We start from the raw sequence: 21,442 nt of genomic DNA on the forward strand, positions 1-21,442 counted from the left end.
CACCCGGTGCCGGACGGCGGCGGCCCGCGCCCCGGGCACGGGGGGTGTGGCCCGCGATCCGCGCCCCGGGCACGCCGTGGGCCGTGCCGACCGGCCGTGCGGGCTAGCGCAGGCCGCGGCCGGACTCCAGTACCTGCCTGGCCTGGGCGGCGAGGCCGTCGGCGCCGCAGGAACGGGCCAGGGCCAGGCCCCGGTTGAGTTCCGCCACCGAGCGGGAGGCGATGCCGTACTCGACGCGGGCCGCGGCGTGCTCGTACTGGCAGGGGGAGGCCTCGAGGTAGGTGACGGCCTGGGCGGCCAGGCGGACCGCGCGCTGGCCGGTCTCCAGGGCGGCGGCGCAGCGCAGGGCCTCTCCTATCGCCGTGTCGGTGCCGAACCGCTCGGCCTGGCGGCGCACGTCGGCGGCCAGCCGGCCGGCCCGGGCCGGGTCCTCGGCGGCGAGGGCACGGGCGAGGTCGGCCGCCCAGGGGACCATCACCGGGTTGTGGTGGCCGCGCGCGGCGGCGGCCTTCTCGGCGGACTCCAGTTCGTTGACGCCGTCCTTGGTGCGGCCCACGGCGATCAGCAGCCTGCCGCGCACCGAGCGCGGGTCGGGGATCACGATGGTGGACGGGTAGGGCGGGGCGAACCCGTACTGCTCGGCGACCTCCCAGGCCTCCTCGACATGGCCGCGGGCGAGCAGCGTGTCGACCAGGTTGCAGGACGCCGTCCAGTACAACGGCAGTCCGCGGCCCACCCGTTCGGCCAGCCGCAGCGACTCGCGCAACGACGCCTCCGCGTCCCTGAGCCGGCCGCGTCTGCGGTGGCCCAGCCCCACGTAGGCGTGGGCGAGGGCGAGATGGCCGCCGCTCCAGCCGGCCACCTCGTAGGCGCGCAGCGCCTCGGTGTAGAGGGCCTCGGCGCGGTCGAGGCGGTCGCTGTAGGCGTAGGCGCCGGCCAGCATCAGCGGCAGTTCGATGCCCCACTCGGTGTCGGTCCAGCCGAAGCCGGGGGCCAGGCGCCCGTTGACGAGGGCGCGGTCGCACAGTTCGGCGACCTCCTCCGCGCTCTCGCCGCGGGTCATGGCGTCGAAGCCGCGCAGGATCAGCAGGGCGCGTTCGGCGTTGTCGCGTCCGCTGCAGCCGGCCGCGAGTTCGGCGAGCCGCTCGGAGCGGTCCGCGGAGCCCGTCTCGCCGGCGTGCAGCCCCTCCCACATGAACTGCACGGCCTGCAGCCGGAGCCGGACGGTTCCGGGCGCGTGGCGGGCCGCCTCGGCCTCGACGGTGCGCACCGCCTCCTCCAGCTGGTTGTTGTGCAGCAGCGCCTGGGACAGCCGCCAGACCGCGTCCACGCGGGTGGCGTCGTCCAGGCCCGGCATGCCCAGCGCCCGCTGGAGGTGCTCGATGGTGGTGGCGGGCGCGGTCAGCAGGGTGGCGCAGCCCAGCTCGTACAGCACATGGGCGTGCACCTCGGGCAGGGGCGGTTCCAGCAGGGCGCGCTCCAGGCAGCGGCGGGCCGCGTCGGGGGCGCCGACGGCGAGGTGCTCGCGGGCCGCCTTGCGCAACTGCTCGACGAGTTCCTCGTCGTCGTCCGGGTGCACCTGGAGCAGGTGCCGGGAGGCCGCCGCGGCGCCGAGCCCGGAGTCGGTGACGACCTGGGCGGCGATGCCGTGCATGGCGGTGCGCAGGGCGTCCGGGATCGAGTTGTAGACCGCGGTGGCGATCAGCGGGTGCACGAACTCCAGGTCGCCGTCGCCGCCCCGGCCGGTCGCCGGGTCGGGCTCGGTGAGGATGCGGGCCCCGCGCAGCAGTTCGGCGCAGCGCACCGCGTCCTCGCGGCCCATGGTGGCCAGCCGGGCGACGAGGTCCACGGAGATGTCGGTGCCGAGGATGGCGGCGGCCCAGGCGAACCGCGTGGCGTCTATGCCGAGTTCCTCCAGGCGCGCGACGAGGCCGCCGCCGCGGGCCGAGCGGTTCAGGGCGCGCAGTTCGCCGGCCTGGGACTCCACCGGTTCGAGTTCGCTGTCCTGCACCTTGGCGAGGAGTTCGACGGTCTCGTAGGGGTTGCCGCCGGTGACCGCCCACACCTCGCGGCAGAACGGCGCGTCGGCGTGCGGGCCGAGAGTGGCGCGGGTGAGCCCGGCGGTGGCCTGCGGGGTGAGGGCGCTCAGGTCGCTCACGCCGGCCGCGGCGGCGACCGCGTCCAGCCGCCGGCCGCCCTCGCCGGGCGCCTCGCCGGGTCTGCGGGCCACCACGAGCAGCACGGACAGGTCGTCCAGCCGCTCGGTGAAGGCGGTGAGCCAGCGCAGCGTCTCCGCGTCGGCCCAGTGGGCGTCGTCGATCAGCAGCACCAGCGGCCACTCGCGCTTGGCGAGCCGGCGCACGGCGGCGACGAGTCCGTCGCACACGCCCTGCGGGTCCGCCTGCCGTTCGCCGGGCTCCGCGATGCCGAGGGCGGGGCCGGCGATGTCGTACCAGTCGCCGAGGTACTCGCGGGCCTCCTCGGGCATCAGTGACATCAGCGCGGGCTGCAGCAGCTGCCGCAGCACGTTGAAGGGGACGGAGCGCAGGGTCTCGCCGCCGCGCGCCGTCCACACGGTGCAGCCGCGTTCCTGCGCGAGCCGGCGGGTCTCGGCCAGCAGGGCGGTCTTGCCGAGTCCCGCCTCGCCCTGGAAGACCAGCAGTCCGCCCGAGGAGGAGCGGTCGGCGCACAGGGTTTCGAGAGCCGCCTCGACGGCGGCGACTTCCTCGTCGCGCTCCCACAGGGAGGCCGAGGCGGCCGCACCGGGCGGTACCTCCGTCATCCCGCTACCTCCCCAAGTCGCCCGAACGACGTACGAACTCGAGCGTAGCCTCCGCGCCGCGGAAGTGGAGCACGGTCGGGGCACCTGTTGCCGTGACGGGTGACGCCCGCGTTCCGCGGACGCCGCGCCGCCGCTCTCGACCTGCGCGGGCGGGCCCGGTTTCCCGTCAACACAACGTAATTGACGTCACGTCAGGTGGGTCGCGAGCCTCGGGTCGTGCACGCGGGCGACGCGGGCGACGCGCGGCGCGGGCATGGGGCGACCTCGGGGGCGGCATCGGTGCGGAGGGGTCGGGGCGCCGGGGGTGCCGGTGGAGCCGGAGGGCCGGCGCATCGGGGTGCGGCCGTGGCGCGGGGCGCCTGCCGTGCGGGGCGGACGTGGTCCGAGGTGCCCGTGGTGCGACAGGCGAACTGCCGGGGTGCGGCGGCGGTTCGGGGCGGGTGCTGCCGCGGTGGTGGTGCCGGGCGGAGCCGGGGTGAGGCCTCTCATCCGGTTTTCACCGACGCCTCATACGGTAAGGGCATGACGCAGGTGACTCCTCCCGGGTGGTATCCCGATCCCGGGCAGACAAGTGACGGCCCCGCCACTGAGCGCTGGTGGGACGGTGGGGCCTGGACGGACCGGACCCGGCTCGCCGGGCCGGGCACCGTGTGGGGTCCCCCGGCGCAACCGCCCGCCGGAGCGGTGCTCCCGGGCGCGGTGCCCCCGGGCGCGGTGCCCGCGGGCGCGCAGCCCGGCCCTCCCGGGTATCCCAGCCCTTCCGGCTGTCCCGGTCATCCCGGCCATCCCGGCCATCCGGTTCATCCCGCGGCCCCGGTGGCCGCGCGGCGCCGGGGGCTGCGGACGGGTGTCGCGGTGGCGGTGGCCGCCGCGGTGCTGGCGAGCATCGGGGTGGGGGTGTACGCGCTCACCGAGGACGGCGGCGGGGGCGGCGAGCGGGCCGCCTCGCAGCGGGGCCCGCGCGGTCAGGACGGCGACGGCGGCCGGGGCGGCCCCTTCGGCGGTCCGGGCGACGAGGGCGGGCGGGGCGGGTCCGGCGGCTCGGGCGGCTCCGGCGGCTCCGGCGGCGACTCGCCGGCCCCCGGCCAGTCCGAGGCGCCGAAGATCAGGAGCGGCTCGGTGACCGACCGGGCCGGCGGCATCAGCCTGCCCATTCCCGCCGGCTGGTACGGCCGGGAGCTGGGCGTGGGCGCCGAGATCACCTCCGACGACTCCTACAAGTGCCCCGGGGACACGTCGAAGGAGTGCACCAAGGGTGGTGCCTACTCGGCGCCCGCCCTGGCCTTCGGTATCCGCGGCGGGACGGCCGAGGAGATCGCCAAGTCGGACATCGCGGCCAACGCCGAGCAGTCGTACGGCGGCCGGACCTACGGCGGGATCACCTCGCACCGGGTGCTGGCCTCGAAGGCGGTGACCGTGGCCGGGCAGAAGGGCTATCTGGTCCGCTGGAGGGCCGTGACCGCCAAGGGCGCCGACGGCTACGTCGAGTCGCTGGCCTTCCCCTCGCCCGCCGACGCCCGGCGGATGGTGGTCGTGCGTTTCGGGGTGGACGCGGACCAGAAGCAGTCCGTGATCGACGACATCACCCGGGGGATCAAGGTGTCCTCGGGCGGCGGCGACGGCCGGAGCGTCTGACCGGCCCGCGGAACGTCGCCGGCCGGGCGGGGCGCCCCTCCGCTCAAGAGGAGCCCCGCCCGGCCGGCCGGGTGCGCCGCCCCCGTCCCCACGGTGCGGCGCCGGCAGGTCACCGTCCAGTCATCCCGTGGACGGCGGCCTGGGTCAAGGGGTGAGGCCGAGCGCCGGCAGCACGGCGGCCTCCACGAACCGGACCAGATAGTCCGGGCCGGCGTGCTCCCCCTCCAGCAGGGGCCGGATCCGCAGCACGCCGAAGACCTGCGCCGGCACGTAGTCCAGCGCCGGGTTGTCCGCGGCCACCTCGCCGCGCTCGACGCCGCGCCGCAGGATCTCCCGCAGCGCCGCGATCTCCGGCTCCACCAGCGTCTCGCGCAGCGCCCGCCGCAGTTCGGGGTCCTGGGTGACCGCGTGCCCGAGCGCCTGGAGGAGCCCGGTGTCCTTGGCCGACCACTCCCCCGCCGCCCGCGCGGCCTGCCGGAGGTCCTCGGCGAGCGAGCCGGTGTCGATGCCGGCGAAGCGGGAGCGGCGGTTGGCGCGCAGCGCGGCCACCACGAACTGCGGCTTGGTCTTCCACTGGCGGTAGAGCGTGGACTTGCTGCAGCGCGTGCTGGCGGCGACACCCTCCATGGTCACCGCGTCGTACCCGCAGCTGCGGATCTGCTCGAGCACGGCGTCGAAGAACTCCTTCTCGCGCTCGGGCGTCAGCTTGGAACGGCGCGAGCCGACGACCGTCTCGGGTCCGTCCGCGGCCTGCGGCGTCATCGCTCTTCTCCTCGCTCGTGTCCGGTGCGTCCAGGGCCTTCGGCGCCCGCTGTCCAGTGTGGCGCACGTTGTCGGGACGCCAGTGTACCGGTACCCGACCGTATCGGTACACTCGCGTATCGGTACACTGCCGTATCGGTACGCTCGCGTATCGATGACCGAGTACCGGAGCGGACGGTGGCCTTTGCCGCACCCGCCCCGCAGGCACACGCACACGCACACCACCAGCAAGGGGGCCGGGGCATGCATTCCCGAAGCGAGGCCGCCGACGCGGAGCCCGACGGGCCCGCGCGGCCCCCGCTGGTCCGTGAGTTCCTGCTCGTCGCGGGGCTCTTCCTGGCGTACAAGCTCGGCCGGCGACTGGCCGCGGGCCACACCGGCGAGGCCTTCCGCGACGCGCACCGCGTCTGGGACCTGGAACGGGCGGTCCATCTGCCCGGCGAGGGCCAGGTGCAGTCCCTGCTGCTGCACGGCACGCTGCCGGCGCACCTGGCCAACACCTACTACGCCACCGTGCACTTCCCCGCCACGGCCGCCTTCCTGGTCTGGCTGTACGCGCGGCGCCCCGCGCACTACGTGTGGGCCCGCCGCGTGCTCGCCGCCGTCACCGCCGCGGCGCTGGTCGCACATCTGGCGTTCCCGCTCGCCCCGCCGCGCATGCTCGCCTCGGCGGGCCTGGTGGACACCGGCCGGGTGTACGGGCCGTCGGTGTACGGGCCGCCGCGCACCGACCACCTCTCCAACCAGTTCGCCGCGATGCCCTCGCTGCACTTCGGCTGGGCGCTGATGGTGGCCGTGGGCCTGGTCGTCGCCACCCGGTCCCGCCTGCGCGCGCTCTGGCTGCTGCATCCGCTGCTGACCCTGCTGGTGATCGTGGGCACCGCGAACCACTACTGGCTCGACGCCGTCGTGGCGGCCGGGCTGCTCGCCATCGCCCTCGCGGTGATACCCGTGCCGCATGCCGCCCGGGCGGGCGGCGGGAGCCGGTTCGCCCGGGCCGGCGCCAAGAAGGACGCACTGGTCGGAGCGGCCCGATGAGCGCCGCCGTGCTCGCCGTGGTGCTGTCGCTGTTCTCGGCCGTCGCCTACGCCGCCGCGGCCGTCGCCCAGGAGCGGCTCGCCGCCCGGGGCGGCGCGGCGGGCCTGGTGCGGCTGCTGCGCTCGGCCGCCTGGTGGTGGGCCGTCGCGCTCAACGGGGCGGCCGCGCTGCTGCACGTGGTGGCCCTCAGATACGGGCCGCTCACCGTGGTCCAGCCGCTCGGCGCGCTCACACTGGTGGCCGCCGTGCCGATGGGGGCGCGGCTGGCGGGGCGGCCGGTGGCCGTGGCCGAGTGGCGCGGCACGGCGTGCACGCTGCTGGGCCTCGGGGCGCTGCTCGTGGCGGCCTCCGGGCCGGCGCCGGTGAAGGTGCTGAGCCCCGCCGAGGCGCTGGCGGTGGCGGGCGGCACGGCCGTCCTGATCGGCGCGCTGTCCCGGCCCGGGGCGCGGCCGGGGCTGCGGCACGCGACCGCCTCCGGTGTCGCCTCGGGGGTGGCCTCCGCGCTCACCCAGACGGTGACGGTGGCCGCGACCGACCACTCGGGGCCGCTGCTGAGCGCGCGGGTGGTCGTGGTGGCGCTGCTCGTCGCCGCCTTCGCGACGGGTGGGCTGTTGCTGTCACAGACGGCCTACCAGGGGGGCCTGGGCGCCCCGCTCGCCGTGGTGACGCTGGCGAACCCGGTGGCCGCCGCGGTGATCGGGCTGACCCTGCTCGGCCAGGGGCTGCGGGGCGGGGCCGGAGGAGTCGTACTGGCGCTGGCGGGCGCCGCGTCCGCCGCCTGGGGCGTGGTGGAACTCGCCCGGCCGGCCCCGTCGCCGGCGACGGGCGGGACACCCGCGCACTCCGCGACGGGGGCACCGGCACCGTCCGCGGCGGGGGCACGGGTGCCGTCCGCGCCGGCCCGGTCCGGTGCACACCGCGGCGACCCCGGGACGCACCCCGTGGCCGCCGTGCTCGGCCTGGAGCCCGGGCCGGGCTCCGGGGAGCCCGCGCTGCTGCCCCGGCCGGGGCGTCTCACGCCGCTGTGACCCTCACGCCACCGTGGCGGTCACGCCGCCGTGACGGCCGTCAGCCCAGGCCGCGGGAGTCCTGCTTGAGCGCCGTGTCGACGGTCAGCGCGGTCGCCACCACCAGGCTCAGCAGCGGTTCGGGCAGCTGGTAGTGGATCTGCAGGACGTAGTTGTCGGCCGTGGTGAACATCGTCTTCGCCAGGCCCTCCCAGGTCTTGGTGATCCGGGCGACCTCGTTGCCGGCGTGGTCCACGATGGCGAAGTTCCAGGCGCGCCAGTTCTCCGCCTTGATCGCGCCGACCTGCTGCCCGTTCGCGTTCATCGCGAAGTTGATCTTGCCGAAGACGTTCTGCTGGACGATCTCGCCGACCTGCGAGCCGTCCGGGCGGGAGACGACCACCCGCGACTTGAAGATCTTCGCGGGCCGGGTGAGCAGCAGCAGCGGCTGCCCGTAGGTGTCCCGGATCTCCAGCTTGTGCGTCATGAACTGGTCGAGGCTGGAGACGAACCGCAGGATCTTCTTCAGCGCGCTCTGCCCGACCTCGGTGACCGCGCCGATCTGGTTGCCGTTCTGGTCGAAGACCTTGTACTCGTTGGTCAGCTCGATCAGCTTGGCCTTCTGGTTCACCACCAGCACCGGCTCGCTGAACAGGGTGCCGCCGCCGGCGCCGCCCGGGGCGACGCCGGCCTGCTGCTGCACCTGGTGCTGCACGCGCGCGTCGGGACCGGCCGCCTGCGGCGGCACCTGCGGCGGCTTCTGCGGTGCCCCCGGGGCCTGTTGGCCGGCGTGGGTGTGGTCCGTCCATTGGGAGCCGTCCCAGTAACGCAGCGTCTGGGCGGCCCCGTGCGGGTCGGGGTACCAGCCTGCAGGTGTGTTCGAATGCGTGGTCACCGGGGCACATTATCGCGAGTTGGCCGGAAGGCAACCGCCCCTGCCGCCGGCCGGCCGGCAGGCGGGGCCGGACCACTCGCACCGGCACGCCCGTTCTCGACATGTGGGGCGAACCGGCACTTAAGAGGACGTCTTCCTCGCAGAGCCCCGCCACTCGTGGGCCGCTCCCCCGCGCCGGTGCGGGGAAGCGGCCCGCGGACGGCTGTGCGTCAGGGCGCCGCGTACGCCTCCACCTCGCTGAACTGGCCCGCGGGCCAGCCCGTGTTGGCGCTCACCGACAGCCGCAGCCAGTGCAGGCTGGTGCCGCCGGGCAGCGCCACGGTGACGGTGTTGCCGGTCGCCGGGTCGAAGCGGTGGTCCTGCGCGCCCACGACGGTCGTGTAGGCGGCGTTGTCGGTGCTGCCGGACACGGTGATGGTCTGGGTGCGGGCGCCCCAGGCGGACGACGGCGGCAGCTTCAGCACCAGCCGGCGCACGGTCCGGGTGGACCCCAGGTCCACCGTCCAGGACTGCGGGAAGGCGTTGTTGGCGGACTCCCAGTAGCTGTTCGCGTCGCCGTCCACCGCCTTGCCGGGCGTGTAGACGTCCTGGGAGCCGGTGGCGGTGGCCGGGCGGCCCTTGGCCAGGTTGCGGTTGGGATCGGGTTCGGGGTTGCCCTGGCCGGGCTGCGGCCAGCTGGAGCAGTCCGCCCAGCTGCTCGACCAGCCGGAGTTGCCGCCGCCGTCGGTCAGCGTGAAGGTGCCGGAGTTCGCCGGGTAGGGGCAGTTGTAGACGCCCGCCGCGCCGACCCCGGTGGCCGTGACGCCGCGGAAGGTGGCCGCTCCCTGGGTCTCGGCCTGGACGACGACCGTGCCGGTGTCGCGCACGGTGGCGCCGTCCACGGTGACGTTCCTGACGGGGTGGCCCTGCCCGCCGCCCGAGACGAACTCGAAGGCGCTGTAGGGGCTGTCGGTGATCGTGGTGCCGGTGATGCGGACCGTGGCGTTGATGGCGCTGTCGTAGGAGTCGACGCGCAGCGCGCCCATGGGGTGGTTCCAGTTGGGGTTCATCGCGCCGGCCCGTACCAGGGTGTTGCCGTCGACGGTGATGGTCCCGGCCAGCGGGCTGAAGGGGTCGAGGAACTTCTGGTTGGAGATGGCGATGCCGCTGCCGAGGGCGTTGGTGTCGGAGACGAGGTTGCCGCGGACGGTGATGTCGGTGCCGCCGTAGACGGCGATGCCGTTGGCGAGGTTGGGCTGGGACACGGTGTTGTTCTCGAAGCTGCTGTCGGTGTCCGGCGCGTACAGCGACCACATGGCGAGCGAGTCGTCCCCCTGGTTGCGCAGGAAGTTGTTGCGCACGCGCACGCCGCGGGCGTTGCCGTTGAGGTTGAGGCCGTCGGCGGTGGTGTCGAGGATGCGGTTGTCCTCCACGACCAGGTTGTCGTTGTCGCCGGTGAGCCACAGGCCGACCTTGAGGTGCTGGAGCCACATGCCGGAGACGGCGGAGTTCGGGCCGAGCGAGCCGTTGACGAAGTTGTCGGGGCTGGAGTCGACGCGCTCGGTGACCTCGCCGATGACGGCGAAGTCCTTGATGCGGACGCCTCCCGAGGAGGAGGACTGGTCGATGAACCGTGAGGTGTGCACCACCGAGTGCCAGCTTCCCGCGCCCTGGAGGGTGACGTTCTGGACGCCGCTGAGGGAGGAGGTCAGCCGGTAGTCGCCGGGCGGGATCCACACCACGCCGCCCTGGGCCGCGGCGATGGCGTCCCGGAAGGCCTGGGTGGAGTCGCCCTGCCCGCCGGGGTCGGCGCCCTTGGCGGTGACGGAGACCGATCCGGCGGGCTGGGAGGCGGCGGGGGCGACCTGTTCGAAGTCGGCGACGTCCGTGGTGACTTGAACGTTGGTGGCCTGGACGGCGATCCGGTCGCCGGCCTGGACGTCGCGGCCGAGGAGCAGGCGGGCGTTGTCGAAGAAGTGGTGGGTCCTCGAGCCGGTGATCCAGCCGGTGTCGATGTAGGAGTACTTGGCGGTGACGGGGATCGTCCGGCCGAGGCGGGCGCCGTTGACGTACACGTCGAGCGAGCCGGACTGGCCGTCGGGGACGCTGTAGGAGAGGTTCACCGCGTTGGCGGCGCGGGGCACGGTGAACTCGACGCGCTGCCCGGGGGCGAGCCGGACGGCCTGGCGCCCGGAGGCCTCGGAGGCGAGGGTGCCCTGGGTGTGGTCGGGGCCGATCCTCGTGCCGGTGGTGGTGGCGGACTCGGCCTCCACCGAGGTGAAGGGCAGGGTGGCGCCCGCCGCGGCGTGGGCGGCGGGGCTGCCGACCGCGACGAGCAGGCCGGCCGCGAGGGCGACGGTCGCTCCGATGGCGGGGATGCGCCGGATGGTGGGTCTGGTGGTGCCGCTGGTGCCGTGCATGTGCTGATCCCTTCGGAGTGGGGGTGGGGGACAGCGCGGTGCGTCCGGCCGCCGGCGCGCGTGTTCAGACGCGCAGCCAGAGGGCCGTGTCCTGCGGGAGGCGGCCCCGGTCGTCCAGGGGGCCGCTGGCCAGCAGGGGCCGGACGTGCCCGGGCAGTTCGAGGGGGCCGGCGGCGAGGTTGACCAGGCAGGCCGCGCCGTCGCCGCGGGCGAAGGCGAGGACGCCGTCGGGGGCGGGCAGCCAGGTCAGGGGGGCGTGGGCGTCGCCGAAGGCGGGGCGCAGCCGGATCGCCTCGCGGTACAGGCGGAGCATCGAGTCCGGGTCCCGCTCCTGGACGTCGGCGGCGTACGCGGCCCAGCCGGCCGGCTGCGGCAGCCAGGGTTCCTCGCGCGAGCCGAAGCCGGCGTGCGGGGCGCCGGCCGTCCAGGGCAGCGGGACGCGGCAGCCGTCGCGGCCCGGGTCGGTGCCGCCGGAGCGGAAGTGCATCGGGTCCTCGATGCGCTCGACGGGGATGTCGGCCTCCGGGAGTCCCAGTTCCTCGCCCTGGTAGAGGTAGACCGCGCCGGGCAGGGCGAGGGTCAGCAGGGCGGCGGCGCGGGCCCTGCGGGTGCCCAGGGCCAGGTCGGTGGGGGTGCCGAAGGCCTTGGTGGCGAAGTCGAAGCCGGTGTCGGCGCGGCCGTAGCGGGTCACGGTGCGGGTCACGTCGTGGTTGCTCAGCACCCAGGTGGCGGGGGCGCCCACGGGGGCGTGCTCGGCGAGGGTGTCGTCGATGCAGGTGCGCAGCCGGCGCGCGTCCCAGGGGCAGGACATGAAGGCGAAGTTGAAGGCGCTGTGCAGTTCGTCGGGGCGCAGGTAGCGGGCGAAGCGCTCGCTGTCGGGCAGCCACACCTCGCCGACGAAGACGCCGCCGTACTCGTCGGCGACGCGGCGCCAGGAGCGGTACACCTCGTGCAGTTCGTCGCGGTCGACGTAGGGGTGCGGGTCGCGTCCCTCGACGAAGTCCGGCAGGTGGGGGTCCTTGACGAGCAGGGCGGCGGAGTCGACGCGGACGCCGGCCACGCCCCGCTCGAACCAGAACCGCAGGATGTCCTCGTGCTCCTGGCGGACGGCGGGGTGGGCCCAGTTGAGGTCGGGCTGCTCGGGCGCGAACAGGTGGAGGTACCAGGTGCCGTCGGGCAGGCGGGTCCAGGCCGGGCCGCCGAACTGGGAGGTCCAGTCGTTGGGCGGGTCTTCGCCCGTCTCGCCGCGGCCCGGCCGGAAGTGGAACAGCTCGCGCTCGGGGCTTCCCGGGCCGGCGGCGCGGGCGGCGCGGAACCAGGGGTGCTGGTCGGAGACGTGGTTGGGGACGATGTCGACGATGGTGCGGATGCCCAGTTCGCGGGCCTCGGCGATGAGTTTCTCGGCCTCGGCGAGGGTGCCGAAGGCGGGGTCGACGGCCCGGTAGTCGGCGACGTCGTAGCCGCCGTCCTTCATCGGGGAGAGGTACCAGGGGTTGAACCACAGGGCGTCCACGCCGAGCCGGGCGAGGTACGGCAGCCGGGAGCGGACGCCCGCGAGGTCGCCGGTGCCGTCCCCGTCGCCGTCGGCGAAGCTGCGGACGTACACCTGGTAGATGACGGCCGAGCGCCACCAGGTCTCGCCGCCGCGGCGGCCGGCGGGGGCGTTCTCGGCATGGCTGGGCTGTCCCACGGTGCGTGCCTTTCTGTCTCGGTGAGCCGGGGCGGTGTCAGCCCTTGGTGCTGCCCGCGCTGATGCCGGCGACGATGTGCCGCTGGAAGACGAGGAAGAGCGCGACCATCGGAACGCTGGCGATCACCATGGCGGCGACGAGCACGGTGAGCTGGATGTTCTGCGACAGCTGGACGAGGGCCACGCTGATGGGCTGCTCGGCGGTGTCGGAGAAGACCATCAGCGGCCACAGGAAGTCCTGCCAGACGGCGACCAGCGCGAAGATCGAGACGACGCCGAGCACCGGCCGGGACATCGGCAGCACGATGGACCACAGGATGCGCAGCTTGCCCGCGCCGTCGATCTCCGCGGCCTCCAGCACGTCCCGCGGTATCCGGTCGAAGAACCGCTTGAGCAGGTACAGGTTGAAGGCGTTGGCGACGGCCGGCAGCCAGATGGCCAGGGGGTCGTTGAGCAGGCTGGTGTGGATCAGCGGCAGGTCGGCGACGGTCAGGTACTTCGGTACGACGAGCGCCTGCGCCGGGACCATGAGGGTGGCGAGGACGCCGCCGAGGATCACGTTGCCGAAGGCGGGTCTCAGCCTGGACAGGGCGTAGGCGGCGGCGGTGCAGAACACCAGCTGGAACGCCCAGGCGCCGGCGGCCTGCACGACGGTGTTCCCCAGGTGCCGCGGCAGCTGCATCAGGTCCCAGGCGTCGGTGTAGGCGCCCAGGTGCCAGTGCTCGGGCAGGAGTGTGGGCGGGGTGCGGGCCACCTCGTCCGGCGACTTGGCGGCGCCGGTCACCATCCAGTAGACGGGGAAGAGGAAGGCGAGCGTGAACACCAGCAGCACGGTGGTGAAGACGGTCCAGTACACGACCCTGCCGCGGGGGCGGGCGAGGGCGGCCGGGGAGACGAGGGTGCGGGTGGCGCTCATGCGTCCTCCTCGCCGGAACCGGAGCGGGTCAGCCGCAGGTACCCGGCCGAGAAGATCCCCAGCAGGACGAGCAGCATGACGCTGAGCGCGCAGGCGCCGCCGAAGTCGTTGTAGAGGAAGGCGTACTTGTAGATGAGGTAGAGCACGGTGACCGTGGCGTTCTCCGGTCCGCCGCCGGTGATCACGAAGGGTTCGGTGAACACCTGCATGGTGGCGATGATCTGCAGGAGCATCAGCATCAGGATGACGAACCGGGTCTGCGGGACGGTCACATGGCGGATGCGCTGCAGCAGGTTCGCGCCGTCGAGTTCGGCTGCCTCGTACAGCTCGCCGGGGATGGACTGCAGGGCGGCCAGGTAGATCAGGACGGTGCCGCCCATGTTGGCCCAGGTGGCCACGAGGACCAGGGAGACCAGTGCGGTGTCCGCGCCGTTGGTCCAGTTCGAGGTGGGCAGGTGCAGGGCGCGCAGCGCCTCGTTGGCGAGGCCGGCGCCGGGGTCGTAGAACCACTTCCACAGCAGGGCGCTGACCACCGGCGGGACCATCACCGGCAGGTAGACCACGACCCGGAAGAAGGCCCGGGCGTGGCGGAGTTCGTTGAGGACGAGGGCCAGGACGAAGGGGACCGCGAAGCCGATGAGCAGGGCCAGCAGGGTGAAGGTGAGCGTGTTGCGCCAGGCGGCGCCGAACTCGGGGTCGTGCAGGACGCGGGTGAAGTTGGCGGTGCCGACCCACTGGGGCGGCTGTCCTGGCGTGTACTTCTGGAAGGCGATCACGACGGCGCGGATCGCCGGGTACCAGGAGAACAGTGCGAAGCAGACCAGTCCGCCGAGGAGGAAGGCGTAGGCACGGGCCTGTTCGGCGAAGCGGCGCCGCCCCCGGTCCCCTGCCGGGGGCGGCGCCGGTTCCGGAAGGACGGTGGCCGCCCGGGCGGGCCGCCGCTCGGCCGTCTTCGTCATACCGGTCAGCTCCTGGCCAGGATGCCGTCGATCTTGCCGGAGGCGTCCTGGAGCAGCTGGTCGATGTCGGCGTCCTTCTTGGTGAGGACGGCGGAGACGACGCCGTCGAGGACGGAGTAGATCTGCTGGGCGTTCGGCGGTTCGATCTTCATGGTCAGCTTCTGGTTGCCGTCCAGGAAGGACCGGTAGTTCTCCACGGGGACGTTGGCGTTGGCCTGCTTGACCTGCTGGTCCCGGGCGTCGGCGGCGCCGGTGAACAGGCGCGGCTCGGGCAGGCCCACGGGCGCGTCGTTGGCCTTGGCGCGGGCGTAGTCGCCGAGGAAGCCCTTGCCGGGGGTGAGGAACATGTGGTCGAGCCACCTCAGGCCGGCGCGGATCTGGGCGGGGGTGGCCCGCTTGCTGAACATGTAGCCGTCGCCGCCGACCAGCGTGCCCTTGCCGCCGGGCATGGGGGCCAGGGCCAGGTCCTTGTAGTCGCCGCCCTTCTCCTTGACCAGGATCGGGATGTTGTCGGGGGCGGAGAGATACATGCCGAGCTTGCCCGAACCCATCATCTGCTGCACGTCGTTGATGACGAGGAGCTGCTTGCTGCCCATGGAGTCGTCGGTCCAGCGCATGTCGTGCAGGGTGCGCAGCACGGCGTGGCCCTCCGGGGTGTCGACGGTGGCCTTCTTGCCGTCGGCGGAGACGACGTCGCCGCCCTGGGAGTACAGCTCGGCGGTGAAGTGCCAGCCGCCCTGGTTCTGCGCGCTGTAGTCGGCGTAGCCGACGGTGCCGCCGCCGAGCGCGGCGATCCGCTTGGCGTCGGCGCGGACCTCCTGCCAGGTCGTGGGCGGCTTGTCGGGGTCGAGGCCGGCCTGCTGGAAGAGCTTCCTGTTGTAGATCAGGCCCATCGAGTACCCGGTGCGCGGGATGCCGTAGACCTTGCCGTCCACGGTGTAGATGTCGCGCAGCTGCTTCTGGATGGTGCCGTAGCTCTTGAGTTCCTTGAGGTACGGGGTGAGGTCGGCGGCCTGGCCGGTGGCGACGACGTGGTGGACGTCGGTGAAGTAGGTGTAGAAGACGTCCTCCATCTGGCCGCCGGCCAGCTTGGCGTCGAACGTCTTGGGGTCCTCGCAGGGAAAGGCGTCGTGCGCCACGACGTCGATGTCCGGGTTCCGGTTCTCGAAGGCGGCGACGTCCTGCTCGAAGAACCGCCGGTCGGTCCTGGCGCTCTTGGGCGGTTCGCAGTTGACCGTGATGCGGGTCCTGCCGCTCGCGGTGTCGTCGCCGTCCGACCCGCAGGAGGTCAGGGCAAGGGCGAGGGAGCAGACGCCGATCGCGGCGATGGCATGGCGGAACCCGGTGCGTCTCATCGGTCAGAAACCCCTCTGGGCAGGAGCGTGGACAGGAGCGGTGGGCGCCGCACACTCAAGCACCGCCACCAGCGGGGCGCAAGATGTCGAGCAGAATTTGAAATTATTCGACAGCAGACGGGATCTCCGTGACGACTCCGTGCCGGGTCAGTCCCGGGGGGCCTGCGCGGTGGAGCCCCGGACCACCAGCTCCGGCTCGAACAGCAGCTCGTCGGCCGGTACGGCGCTTCCGCCGATCTGGGCGTTGAGCAGTTCCACGGCGGCCTTGCCCATCGACTCGATCGGCTGGCGGACGGTCGTCAGCGGGGGTTCGGTGCAGTTCATCAGCGCGGAGTCGTCGTACCCGACCACCGAGACGCGGGACGGGACGTCGAGTCCGCGGCGGCGGGCGGCCCGCACCACGCCGAGCGCGAGGGGGTCGCTGGCGCAGATGAAGCCGGTGACCCCGCGGTCGATGAGCTTGGCGCCGGCCGCGTGGCCGCCCTCGATGGAGAAGATGGCGCGCGCGACGCGCTCCTCGGGCAGCTCCCCGGCGACCGCCCGCGCCGCGGCCAGCTTGCGCGCGGACGGCACGTGGTCGCGCGGCCCGAGGACGAGGCCGATCCGCTCGTGGCCCAGGGAGGCCAGGTGCCGCCAGGCCTGCTCCACGGCGACCGCGTCGTCGCAGGACACGGAGGGGAAGCCCAGGTGCTCTATGCCCGCGTTGACCAGCACCACCGGAATCTTGCGGTCGGCCAGCCGGCGGTAGTGGTCGTGCGGCGCGTCCGCCTGGGCGTACAGCCCGCCGGCGAAGACGACGCCGGAGACCTGCTGCTGGAGCAGCAGCTCGACGTAGTCCGCCTCCGAGACCCCGCCCTTGGTCTGCGTGCACAGCACGGGGGTCAGGCCAAGCTGGGCCAGCGCCCCGCCGATGACCTCGGCGAACGCGGGGAAGATGGGGTTCTGCAGCTCGGGCAGCACCAGACCGACCAGCCGGGCGCGCTCGCCGCGCAGCTGGGTGGGCCGCTCGTAGCCGAGGACGTCCAGCGCGGACAGCACCGACTGCCGGGTGGCCTCGGAGACCCCGGGCTTGCCGTTGAGCACCCGGCTGACCGTGGCCTCGCTGACCCCGACCTTCTTCGCCACTTCCGCAAGTCGTCGCGTCATGCGCGCAAGAATAGCGCAAGATATGCAAGACGTTTGCGTAACGCGCGTGCGGGCGTGGCCTGTCCCGCGGCCGACCGCGAGACCCGCCCTCCGGCTCATCGCACGGCCCACGGCGGGGCCCACCGCGAGGGCGGGGGCACGGGCACAGGCGGGGGCGGGGCGCGGGCGCGGGCACAGGCGGGGGCGGGGCGCGCGGATCAGGTGGTGGTGCGGGCCACGGGTGGAGCCGGGGCGGGGCCGGCATCCGGGGCCGGGCCCGCAGACGGGGCCGGGGCGGGAGCCGGACCCGCAGCCGGGGCCGGCTCGGGCTTCGGCGCCGGGGGCGGGGGCGGGGGCGCGGTCGGGGCTGCCCAGAGTCCGCGGATGTGGGCCAGGTGGCGGGTGAGCACCGTCCGTGCGGACGCCTCGTCGCGGGCGAGCAGCGCGTCGAGCAGTTCCAGGTGCTCCTCGGCCGAGGCGCGCAGCCTGCCCTGCTGGGCCAGGGCCGTCAGCCCGTACAGCCGGGAGCGGCGGCGCAGGTCGCGTACGACCTCCACGAGATGGCCGTTGCCCGCGAGTGCCAGCAGGCCCAGGTGGAAGCGCAGGTCCGCCTCGACGTACGCGATGAGGTCGCCGGCCGCGGCCGCGGTGACGATCTCCTGGGCCACCGGGCGCAGGGCTTCGAGGTCGGCCGGATCGGCGGTGGCCGCGAGGGCGGCCGTGGTCGGGATCTCTATCAGGGACCGGATGTGGGTGTACTCGTCGAGCTGCCGCTCGGAGACGGCGGTGACCCGGAAGCCCTTGTTCGGGACGGTGTCGACCAGGCCCTCCTTGGCGAGGTCGAGCATCGCCTCGCGCACCGGTGTGGCGGACACGCCGAAGCGCGCGGCGAGACCGGGCGCGGAGTACACCTCGCCGGGGCGCAGCTCCCCCGCGATCAGCGCGGCCCGCAGCGCCTCGGCCACCCGCTCCCGGTGGCTGGGCCTCCTGCCGCCCAGCGCGGGCAGGGCGGGGATGTGCTGCGCTGCCATGACGGTGCTCCTCCTCCTGTTGTCAGCGGACATTATGGGCGGGGCCGGTGCCCGCTCGGCACGGGCGCGTCGGCCCGTACGGCCCATGCGGCCCGCATGGGCGGGCCCGCATGGGCGGGCCCGCATGGGCGGGCCCGCATGGGCGGGCCCGCATGGGCGGGCCCGCATGGGCAGGCACTCACAGCACGAACCCGGCGGGGAAGGGGTCCTCCGGATCCAGCAGGTACTGGGCGGTGCCGGTGATCCAGGCGCGGCCGGTGAAGCTCGGCAGGACCGCGGGGCGGCCGGCGACCTCGGTGGTGCCGAGCAGCCGTCCGGTGAACCGGGTCCCGATGAAGGACTCGTTGACGAACTCGGTGTGCAGGGGCAGTTCGCCCCGTGCGTGCAGCTGCGCCATCCGCGCGCTGGTGCCGGTGCCGCAGGGCGAGCGGTCGAACCAGCCGGGGTGGATCACCATGGCGTGCCGGGAGTGCCGGGCGGTGGCGCCGGGCGCGTACAGGTGCACATGGTGGCAGCCGCGAATGGTCGGGTCCTCGGGGTGGACGGGTTCCTCCGCCTGGTCGACCGCCCGCATCAGTTCGAGTCCGGCGGCGAGGATCTCGTCCTTGCGGGAGCGGTCGAAGGGCAGGCCGAGGCGGTCCAGCGGCAGGATGGCGTAGAAGTTGCCGCCGTAGGCGAGGTCGTACCGCACCGTCCGCCCGTCGGGCAGTGTCACCTCGCGGTCGAGTCCGGCGCAGTAGGAGGGCACGTTGCGCAGGGTGACGGACCTGGCGGCGCCGTCCGCGACGGCCACCTCGGCGACGACGAGCCCGGCCGGGGTGTCCAGCCGTACGGTGGTGACCGGCTCGACGACGTCGACCATGCCGGTCTCGACGAGCACGGTCGCCACGCCGATCGTGCCGTGCCCGCACATCGGCAGGTAGCCGGAGACCTCGATGTAGACGACGCCCCAGTCGCAGTCGGGGCGGGTGGGCGGCTGGAGGATCGCCCCGCTCATCGCGGCGTGGCCGCGCGGCTCGTTCATCAGCAGCCGGGTGACGGCGTCGCGGTGTTCGCGGAAGTACAGCCGCCGCTCGTTCATGGTGGCACCGGGGATGGTGCCGATGCCGCCGGTGATCACCCGGGTCGGCATGCCCTCGGTGTGCGAGTCGACGGCGTGCAGCACCAGTCTGCTGCGCATGGTGGCCTGCTCCCTTCCGCGTCGTCGCCTTCCCCGGCCGGTCCGTTCCGCCGTCAGGCGGGGCCCGCCGCGAGGATCTCCTCGGTGGCGGCGCGGACGGCCGCCTCCTGTCCGGGCAGCAGGGCCGTGCGCGGTGGCCGCACGGGCCCGCCGTACCGTCCGGCGAGGTCCATGGACACCTTGATGGCCTGCACGAACTCCGTTCGCGAGTCCCACCGCAGCAGCGGGTGCAGCCGCCGGTACAGGTGCCGGGCGGTGGTGAGGTCGCCCTCGGCGGCCGCCCGGTACAGCCGTACGGTCGCGGCGGGCAGGGCGTTGGCGTATCCGGCGATCCAGCCCTGCGCACCCGCGATCATCATTTCCAGCAGCACGTCGTCGGCGCCCGCCAGCAGGTCGAGGCCGGGGGCGAGTTCGGCGATCCGCCAGGCGCGGCGGACGTCTCCGGAGAACTCCTTGACCGCCTGCACGTACCCCTCCCCGTGCAGCCGGGCCAGCAGTTCCGGCACCAGGTCGACCTTGGTGTCGACGGGGTTGTTGTACGCCACGACCGGCAGCCCCGCCCGGGCGACCTCCGCGTAGTGGGCGAGGACGGAACGCTGGTCGGCGCGGTAGGCGTTGGGCGGCAGCAGCATCACGGCCGGGCAGCCGGCGTCGCGGGCCTGCTCGGCCCAGCGCCGCGCCTCGGCGCTGCCGTAGGCCGCGACGCCGGGCACCACGCGGGCCGCGCCCACCGCGGCGGCGGCCGTCTCCACGACGCGGGCCCGCTCCTCGGGCGTGAGCACCTGGTACTCGCCGAGCGAGCCGTTCGGCACCACGCCGTCGCAGCCGCTTTCGACCAGCCAGGCGCAGTGCTCGGCGTAGCGGCCGTAGTCGACGGACAGGTCGTCGTTCAGCGGGAGCGCGGTGGCGACGAGCACGCCGCGCCAGGGGCGGTGGTCGGTCATGGGGCTCCTTCCCCGGTGGGCTCGTGGTGCTGCCGGGCGAGCGTGCCGAGCGGCACGGGGCAGGCGAACGGTCTTCTGGCCGGCAGGAGTTCGCATCCGGCGAGGCCCGCCACGGCCGGCCCGCACATCCGGCCCTGGCACCAGCCCATGCCGGCCCGGGTGAGCAGCTTCACGGTGCGGGCGTCGCCGGCGCCGAGTTCCGTCACGGCCCGGCGCACGGCGCCGGCGGTGACCTCCTCGCAGCGGCAGACGACGGTGTCGTCGGTGATCCGTTCCGTCCAGTGCGCGGGCGGGGCGTACACGGCGTCGAGGGCGGCCGCGAACTTCCGGTGCGTGGTGCGCGAGTTGGCGGCCCGCGCCCAGTCGGCCGCCCGCGGCTCGCCGCCCCGCAGGCGGGCCGCGGCCGACCGCCCGGCGATGTGTCCCTCCGCGGACGCGAGGGCGGCGCCGCCGATCCCGGTGGCCTCGCCGGCCGCCCACACGCCGGGCACGTCGGTGCGCTGCTCGTCGTCCACGTGCACGGCCGGCCCGGCCAGGCGGCAGCCGAGGCTCACGGCGAGGTCCGTGTGCGGGAGCATGCCGTGGCCGACGGCCAGTGTGTCGCAGGCCAGCCGCCGCTCGGTGCCCGGCCTCGGGCGGCCCGCGCGGTCGAGGGCGGCCACGGTGACGGCGGTCAGGGCGTCCTCGCCGTGCGCGCGCAGGACCGTGTGGCCGGTGAGCAGGCGTACGCGGTGGCGCAGCAGGCGGGCCGCGTGTCCGGCGGCCTCGGGCAGTTTGACGGCCAGGGCCCGTCCGTGGCGCGGCAGGGCCCTGAGGTCCGCCGACTCCACGAGTGCGGCGACCTCGGTCCCGGCCGCGGCGAGACCCGTCGCCACCGGCAGCAGCAGCGGTCCGGTCCCGGCCATCACGGCCCGGCGTCCCGGCACCACCAGGCCGCCCTTGAGCATGGCCTGGGCCCCGCCCGCGGTGACCACGCCGGGCAGCGTCCAGCCGGGGAACGGGAGCACCTTCTCGTACCCGCCGGTGGCCAGCACCAGCGCCCGGGAGCGGACGGCGACGGACTCCTCCTCGTCGGGGCCCGGCAGGGCGTGCACGGTGAAGCCGGGGAAGGCGGGCTCCACCGCCCAGATGTGATGGTCCATCAGCAGGGTGACCCGGCCCGCGGCCACGTGCGCCGCGAGGGCGTCCCGCAGCCGCCGCCAGGCGCGCCCCGGCCGGTGCGGCCGGTGCGGCCGGTGCGGCCCCGGTGGGCGCCGGGCGGCGAGGTCCGCGGCGGGCTGCCGGAGGTACTGCCCGCCGGGCGCCGGGGCGGCGTCGAGCAGCGCGACCCGCAGGCCGCGCGCGGCGGCCGCCAGCGTCGCGGCGAGTCCGGCCGGGCCGGCGCCGATCACCGCCAGGTCAGTCCGCATGGCCGGGCTCCCGCGTCTCGTGGCCGGTGCCGCGCTGGGTGCGGACGACGTCCCCGGGGCGGGCCGGCCGCAGACAGGCCCGCTGGTTGGGGCGGCCGTTGACGGTCACCAGGCAGTCGAAGCAGACCCCGATCCCGCAGAAGACGCCACGGGGGCGGCCCTCGGCCCGGGTGGTGCGCCAGGCGGTGACCCCGGCCGCCCACAGCGCCGCGGCGACCGTGCGGCCGGGCAGGACCTCGATCTCCCGGCCGTCGAAGGTGACGGTGAAGGCGTCCGTGTCGGTGAAGGCGTCCGTGACGGCGGGGGCGTCCGTGA

Annotated in this window: 16 protein-coding genes and 1 pseudogene; 3 read left to right on the forward strand and 14 right to left on the reverse strand. The window is 74.3% G+C overall.

Annotation, left to right across the window (positions count from 1 at the left end; genetic code table 11):
* Positions 1-103 precede the first annotated feature (103 nt).
* On the reverse strand, positions 104-2,782 hold the full coding sequence (locus ACI2LW_RS06025; protein ID WP_404729910.1) for an ATP-binding protein: 2,679 nt from the start codon (positions 2,780-2,782) through the stop codon (positions 104-106).
* A gap of 522 nt (positions 2,783-3,304) precedes the next feature.
* Between ACI2LW_RS06025 and ACI2LW_RS06030 the strand changes: the two genes are divergently transcribed.
* Positions 3,305-4,417: a DUF2510 domain-containing protein gene (locus ACI2LW_RS06030; RefSeq protein ID WP_404729911.1), complete on the forward strand. Its 1,113-nt coding sequence runs from the start codon at positions 3,305-3,307 to the stop codon at positions 4,415-4,417.
* 144 nt (positions 4,418-4,561) lie between these two features.
* On the opposite strand, the gene ACI2LW_RS06035 is transcribed toward ACI2LW_RS06030, so the two are convergent.
* Positions 4,562-5,179, reverse strand: coding sequence for a TetR/AcrR family transcriptional regulator C-terminal ligand-binding domain-containing protein (locus tag ACI2LW_RS06035; protein ID WP_404729912.1), 618 nt, complete (start codon positions 5,177-5,179; stop codon positions 4,562-4,564).
* Positions 5,180-5,422: 243 nt separating this feature from the next.
* Here ACI2LW_RS06035 and ACI2LW_RS06040 point away from each other — a divergent pair, with 243 nt between their 5' ends.
* Both ACI2LW_RS06040 and ACI2LW_RS06045 read left to right on the forward strand, forming a co-directional pair.
* Positions 5,423-6,217, forward strand: a complete 795-nt coding sequence (locus tag ACI2LW_RS06040; RefSeq protein WP_404729913.1) for a phosphatase PAP2 family protein — start codon at positions 5,423-5,425, stop codon at positions 6,215-6,217.
* Complete coding sequence (locus tag ACI2LW_RS06045) at positions 6,214-7,245, forward strand: hypothetical protein (RefSeq protein WP_404729914.1); 1,032 nt, start codon at positions 6,214-6,216, stop codon at positions 7,243-7,245. Before ACI2LW_RS06040 ends, ACI2LW_RS06045 begins: the two co-directional genes overlap by 4 nt.
* Before the next feature lie 40 nt (positions 7,246-7,285).
* Here the strand turns inward: ACI2LW_RS06045 and ACI2LW_RS06050 are convergent, their stop codons facing one another.
* The 12 genes and pseudogenes from ACI2LW_RS06050 to ACI2LW_RS06105 form a co-directional block, all read right to left on the reverse strand.
* Entirely contained in the window at positions 7,286-8,119 is an 834-nt protein-coding gene (locus tag ACI2LW_RS06050) for a phospholipid scramblase-related protein (RefSeq protein WP_404729915.1), read from the reverse strand.
* 209 nt (positions 8,120-8,328) lie between these two features.
* The gene (locus tag ACI2LW_RS06055) at positions 8,329-10,518 is read right to left on the reverse strand and encodes a discoidin domain-containing protein (protein WP_404729916.1); all 2,190 of its coding nucleotides are present in this window, start codon (positions 10,516-10,518) and stop codon (positions 8,329-8,331) included.
* 64 nt (positions 10,519-10,582) lie between these two features.
* Positions 10,583-12,208, reverse strand: coding sequence for an alpha-amylase family glycosyl hydrolase (locus ACI2LW_RS06060; RefSeq protein WP_404729917.1), 1,626 nt, complete (start codon positions 12,206-12,208; stop codon positions 10,583-10,585).
* A gap of 37 nt (positions 12,209-12,245) precedes the next feature.
* On the reverse strand, positions 12,246-13,124 hold the full coding sequence (locus ACI2LW_RS06065; RefSeq protein ID WP_404729918.1) for a carbohydrate ABC transporter permease: 879 nt from the start codon (positions 13,122-13,124) through the stop codon (positions 12,246-12,248).
* Positions 13,121-14,083, reverse strand: a complete 963-nt coding sequence (locus ACI2LW_RS06070; RefSeq protein ID WP_404729919.1) for a carbohydrate ABC transporter permease — start codon at positions 14,081-14,083, stop codon at positions 13,121-13,123. The genes ACI2LW_RS06065 and ACI2LW_RS06070 overlap by 4 nt, the downstream gene beginning before the upstream one ends.
* Positions 14,084-14,088: 5 nt before the next feature.
* A complete protein-coding gene (locus tag ACI2LW_RS06075; protein WP_404729920.1) occupies positions 14,089-15,438 on the reverse strand; it encodes an ABC transporter substrate-binding protein in 1,350 nt (449 codons plus the stop codon).
* Between the two features lie 147 nt (positions 15,439-15,585).
* Positions 15,586-16,584, reverse strand: a complete 999-nt coding sequence (locus ACI2LW_RS06080) for a LacI family DNA-binding transcriptional regulator (protein ID WP_404729921.1) — start codon at positions 16,582-16,584, stop codon at positions 15,586-15,588.
* 344 nt (positions 16,585-16,928) lie between these two features.
* Positions 16,929-17,594: pseudogene (locus tag ACI2LW_RS06085) on the reverse strand (GntR family transcriptional regulator); the annotation flags it as partial.
* 178 nt (positions 17,595-17,772) lie between these two features.
* Complete coding sequence (locus tag ACI2LW_RS06090; protein WP_404729922.1) at positions 17,773-18,774, reverse strand: proline racemase family protein; 1,002 nt, start codon at positions 18,772-18,774, stop codon at positions 17,773-17,775.
* A gap of 53 nt (positions 18,775-18,827) precedes the next feature.
* Entirely contained in the window at positions 18,828-19,718 is an 891-nt protein-coding gene (locus tag ACI2LW_RS06095; protein ID WP_404729923.1) for a dihydrodipicolinate synthase family protein, read from the reverse strand.
* Positions 19,715-21,127, reverse strand: coding sequence for an FAD-dependent oxidoreductase (locus tag ACI2LW_RS06100; protein ID WP_404729924.1), 1,413 nt, complete (start codon positions 21,125-21,127; stop codon positions 19,715-19,717). The genes ACI2LW_RS06095 and ACI2LW_RS06100 overlap by 4 nt, the downstream gene beginning before the upstream one ends.
* Entirely contained in the window at positions 21,117-21,368 is a 252-nt protein-coding gene (locus tag ACI2LW_RS06105; RefSeq protein WP_404729976.1) for a (2Fe-2S)-binding protein, read from the reverse strand. The genes ACI2LW_RS06100 and ACI2LW_RS06105 overlap by 11 nt, the downstream gene beginning before the upstream one ends.
* Between the last annotated feature and the right edge of the window lie 74 nt (positions 21,369-21,442).

This window comes from Streptomyces sp. NPDC004065 (genome assembly GCF_044903565.1).
Taxonomy (GTDB): Bacteria; Actinomycetota; Actinomycetes; order Streptomycetales; family Streptomycetaceae; genus Streptomyces.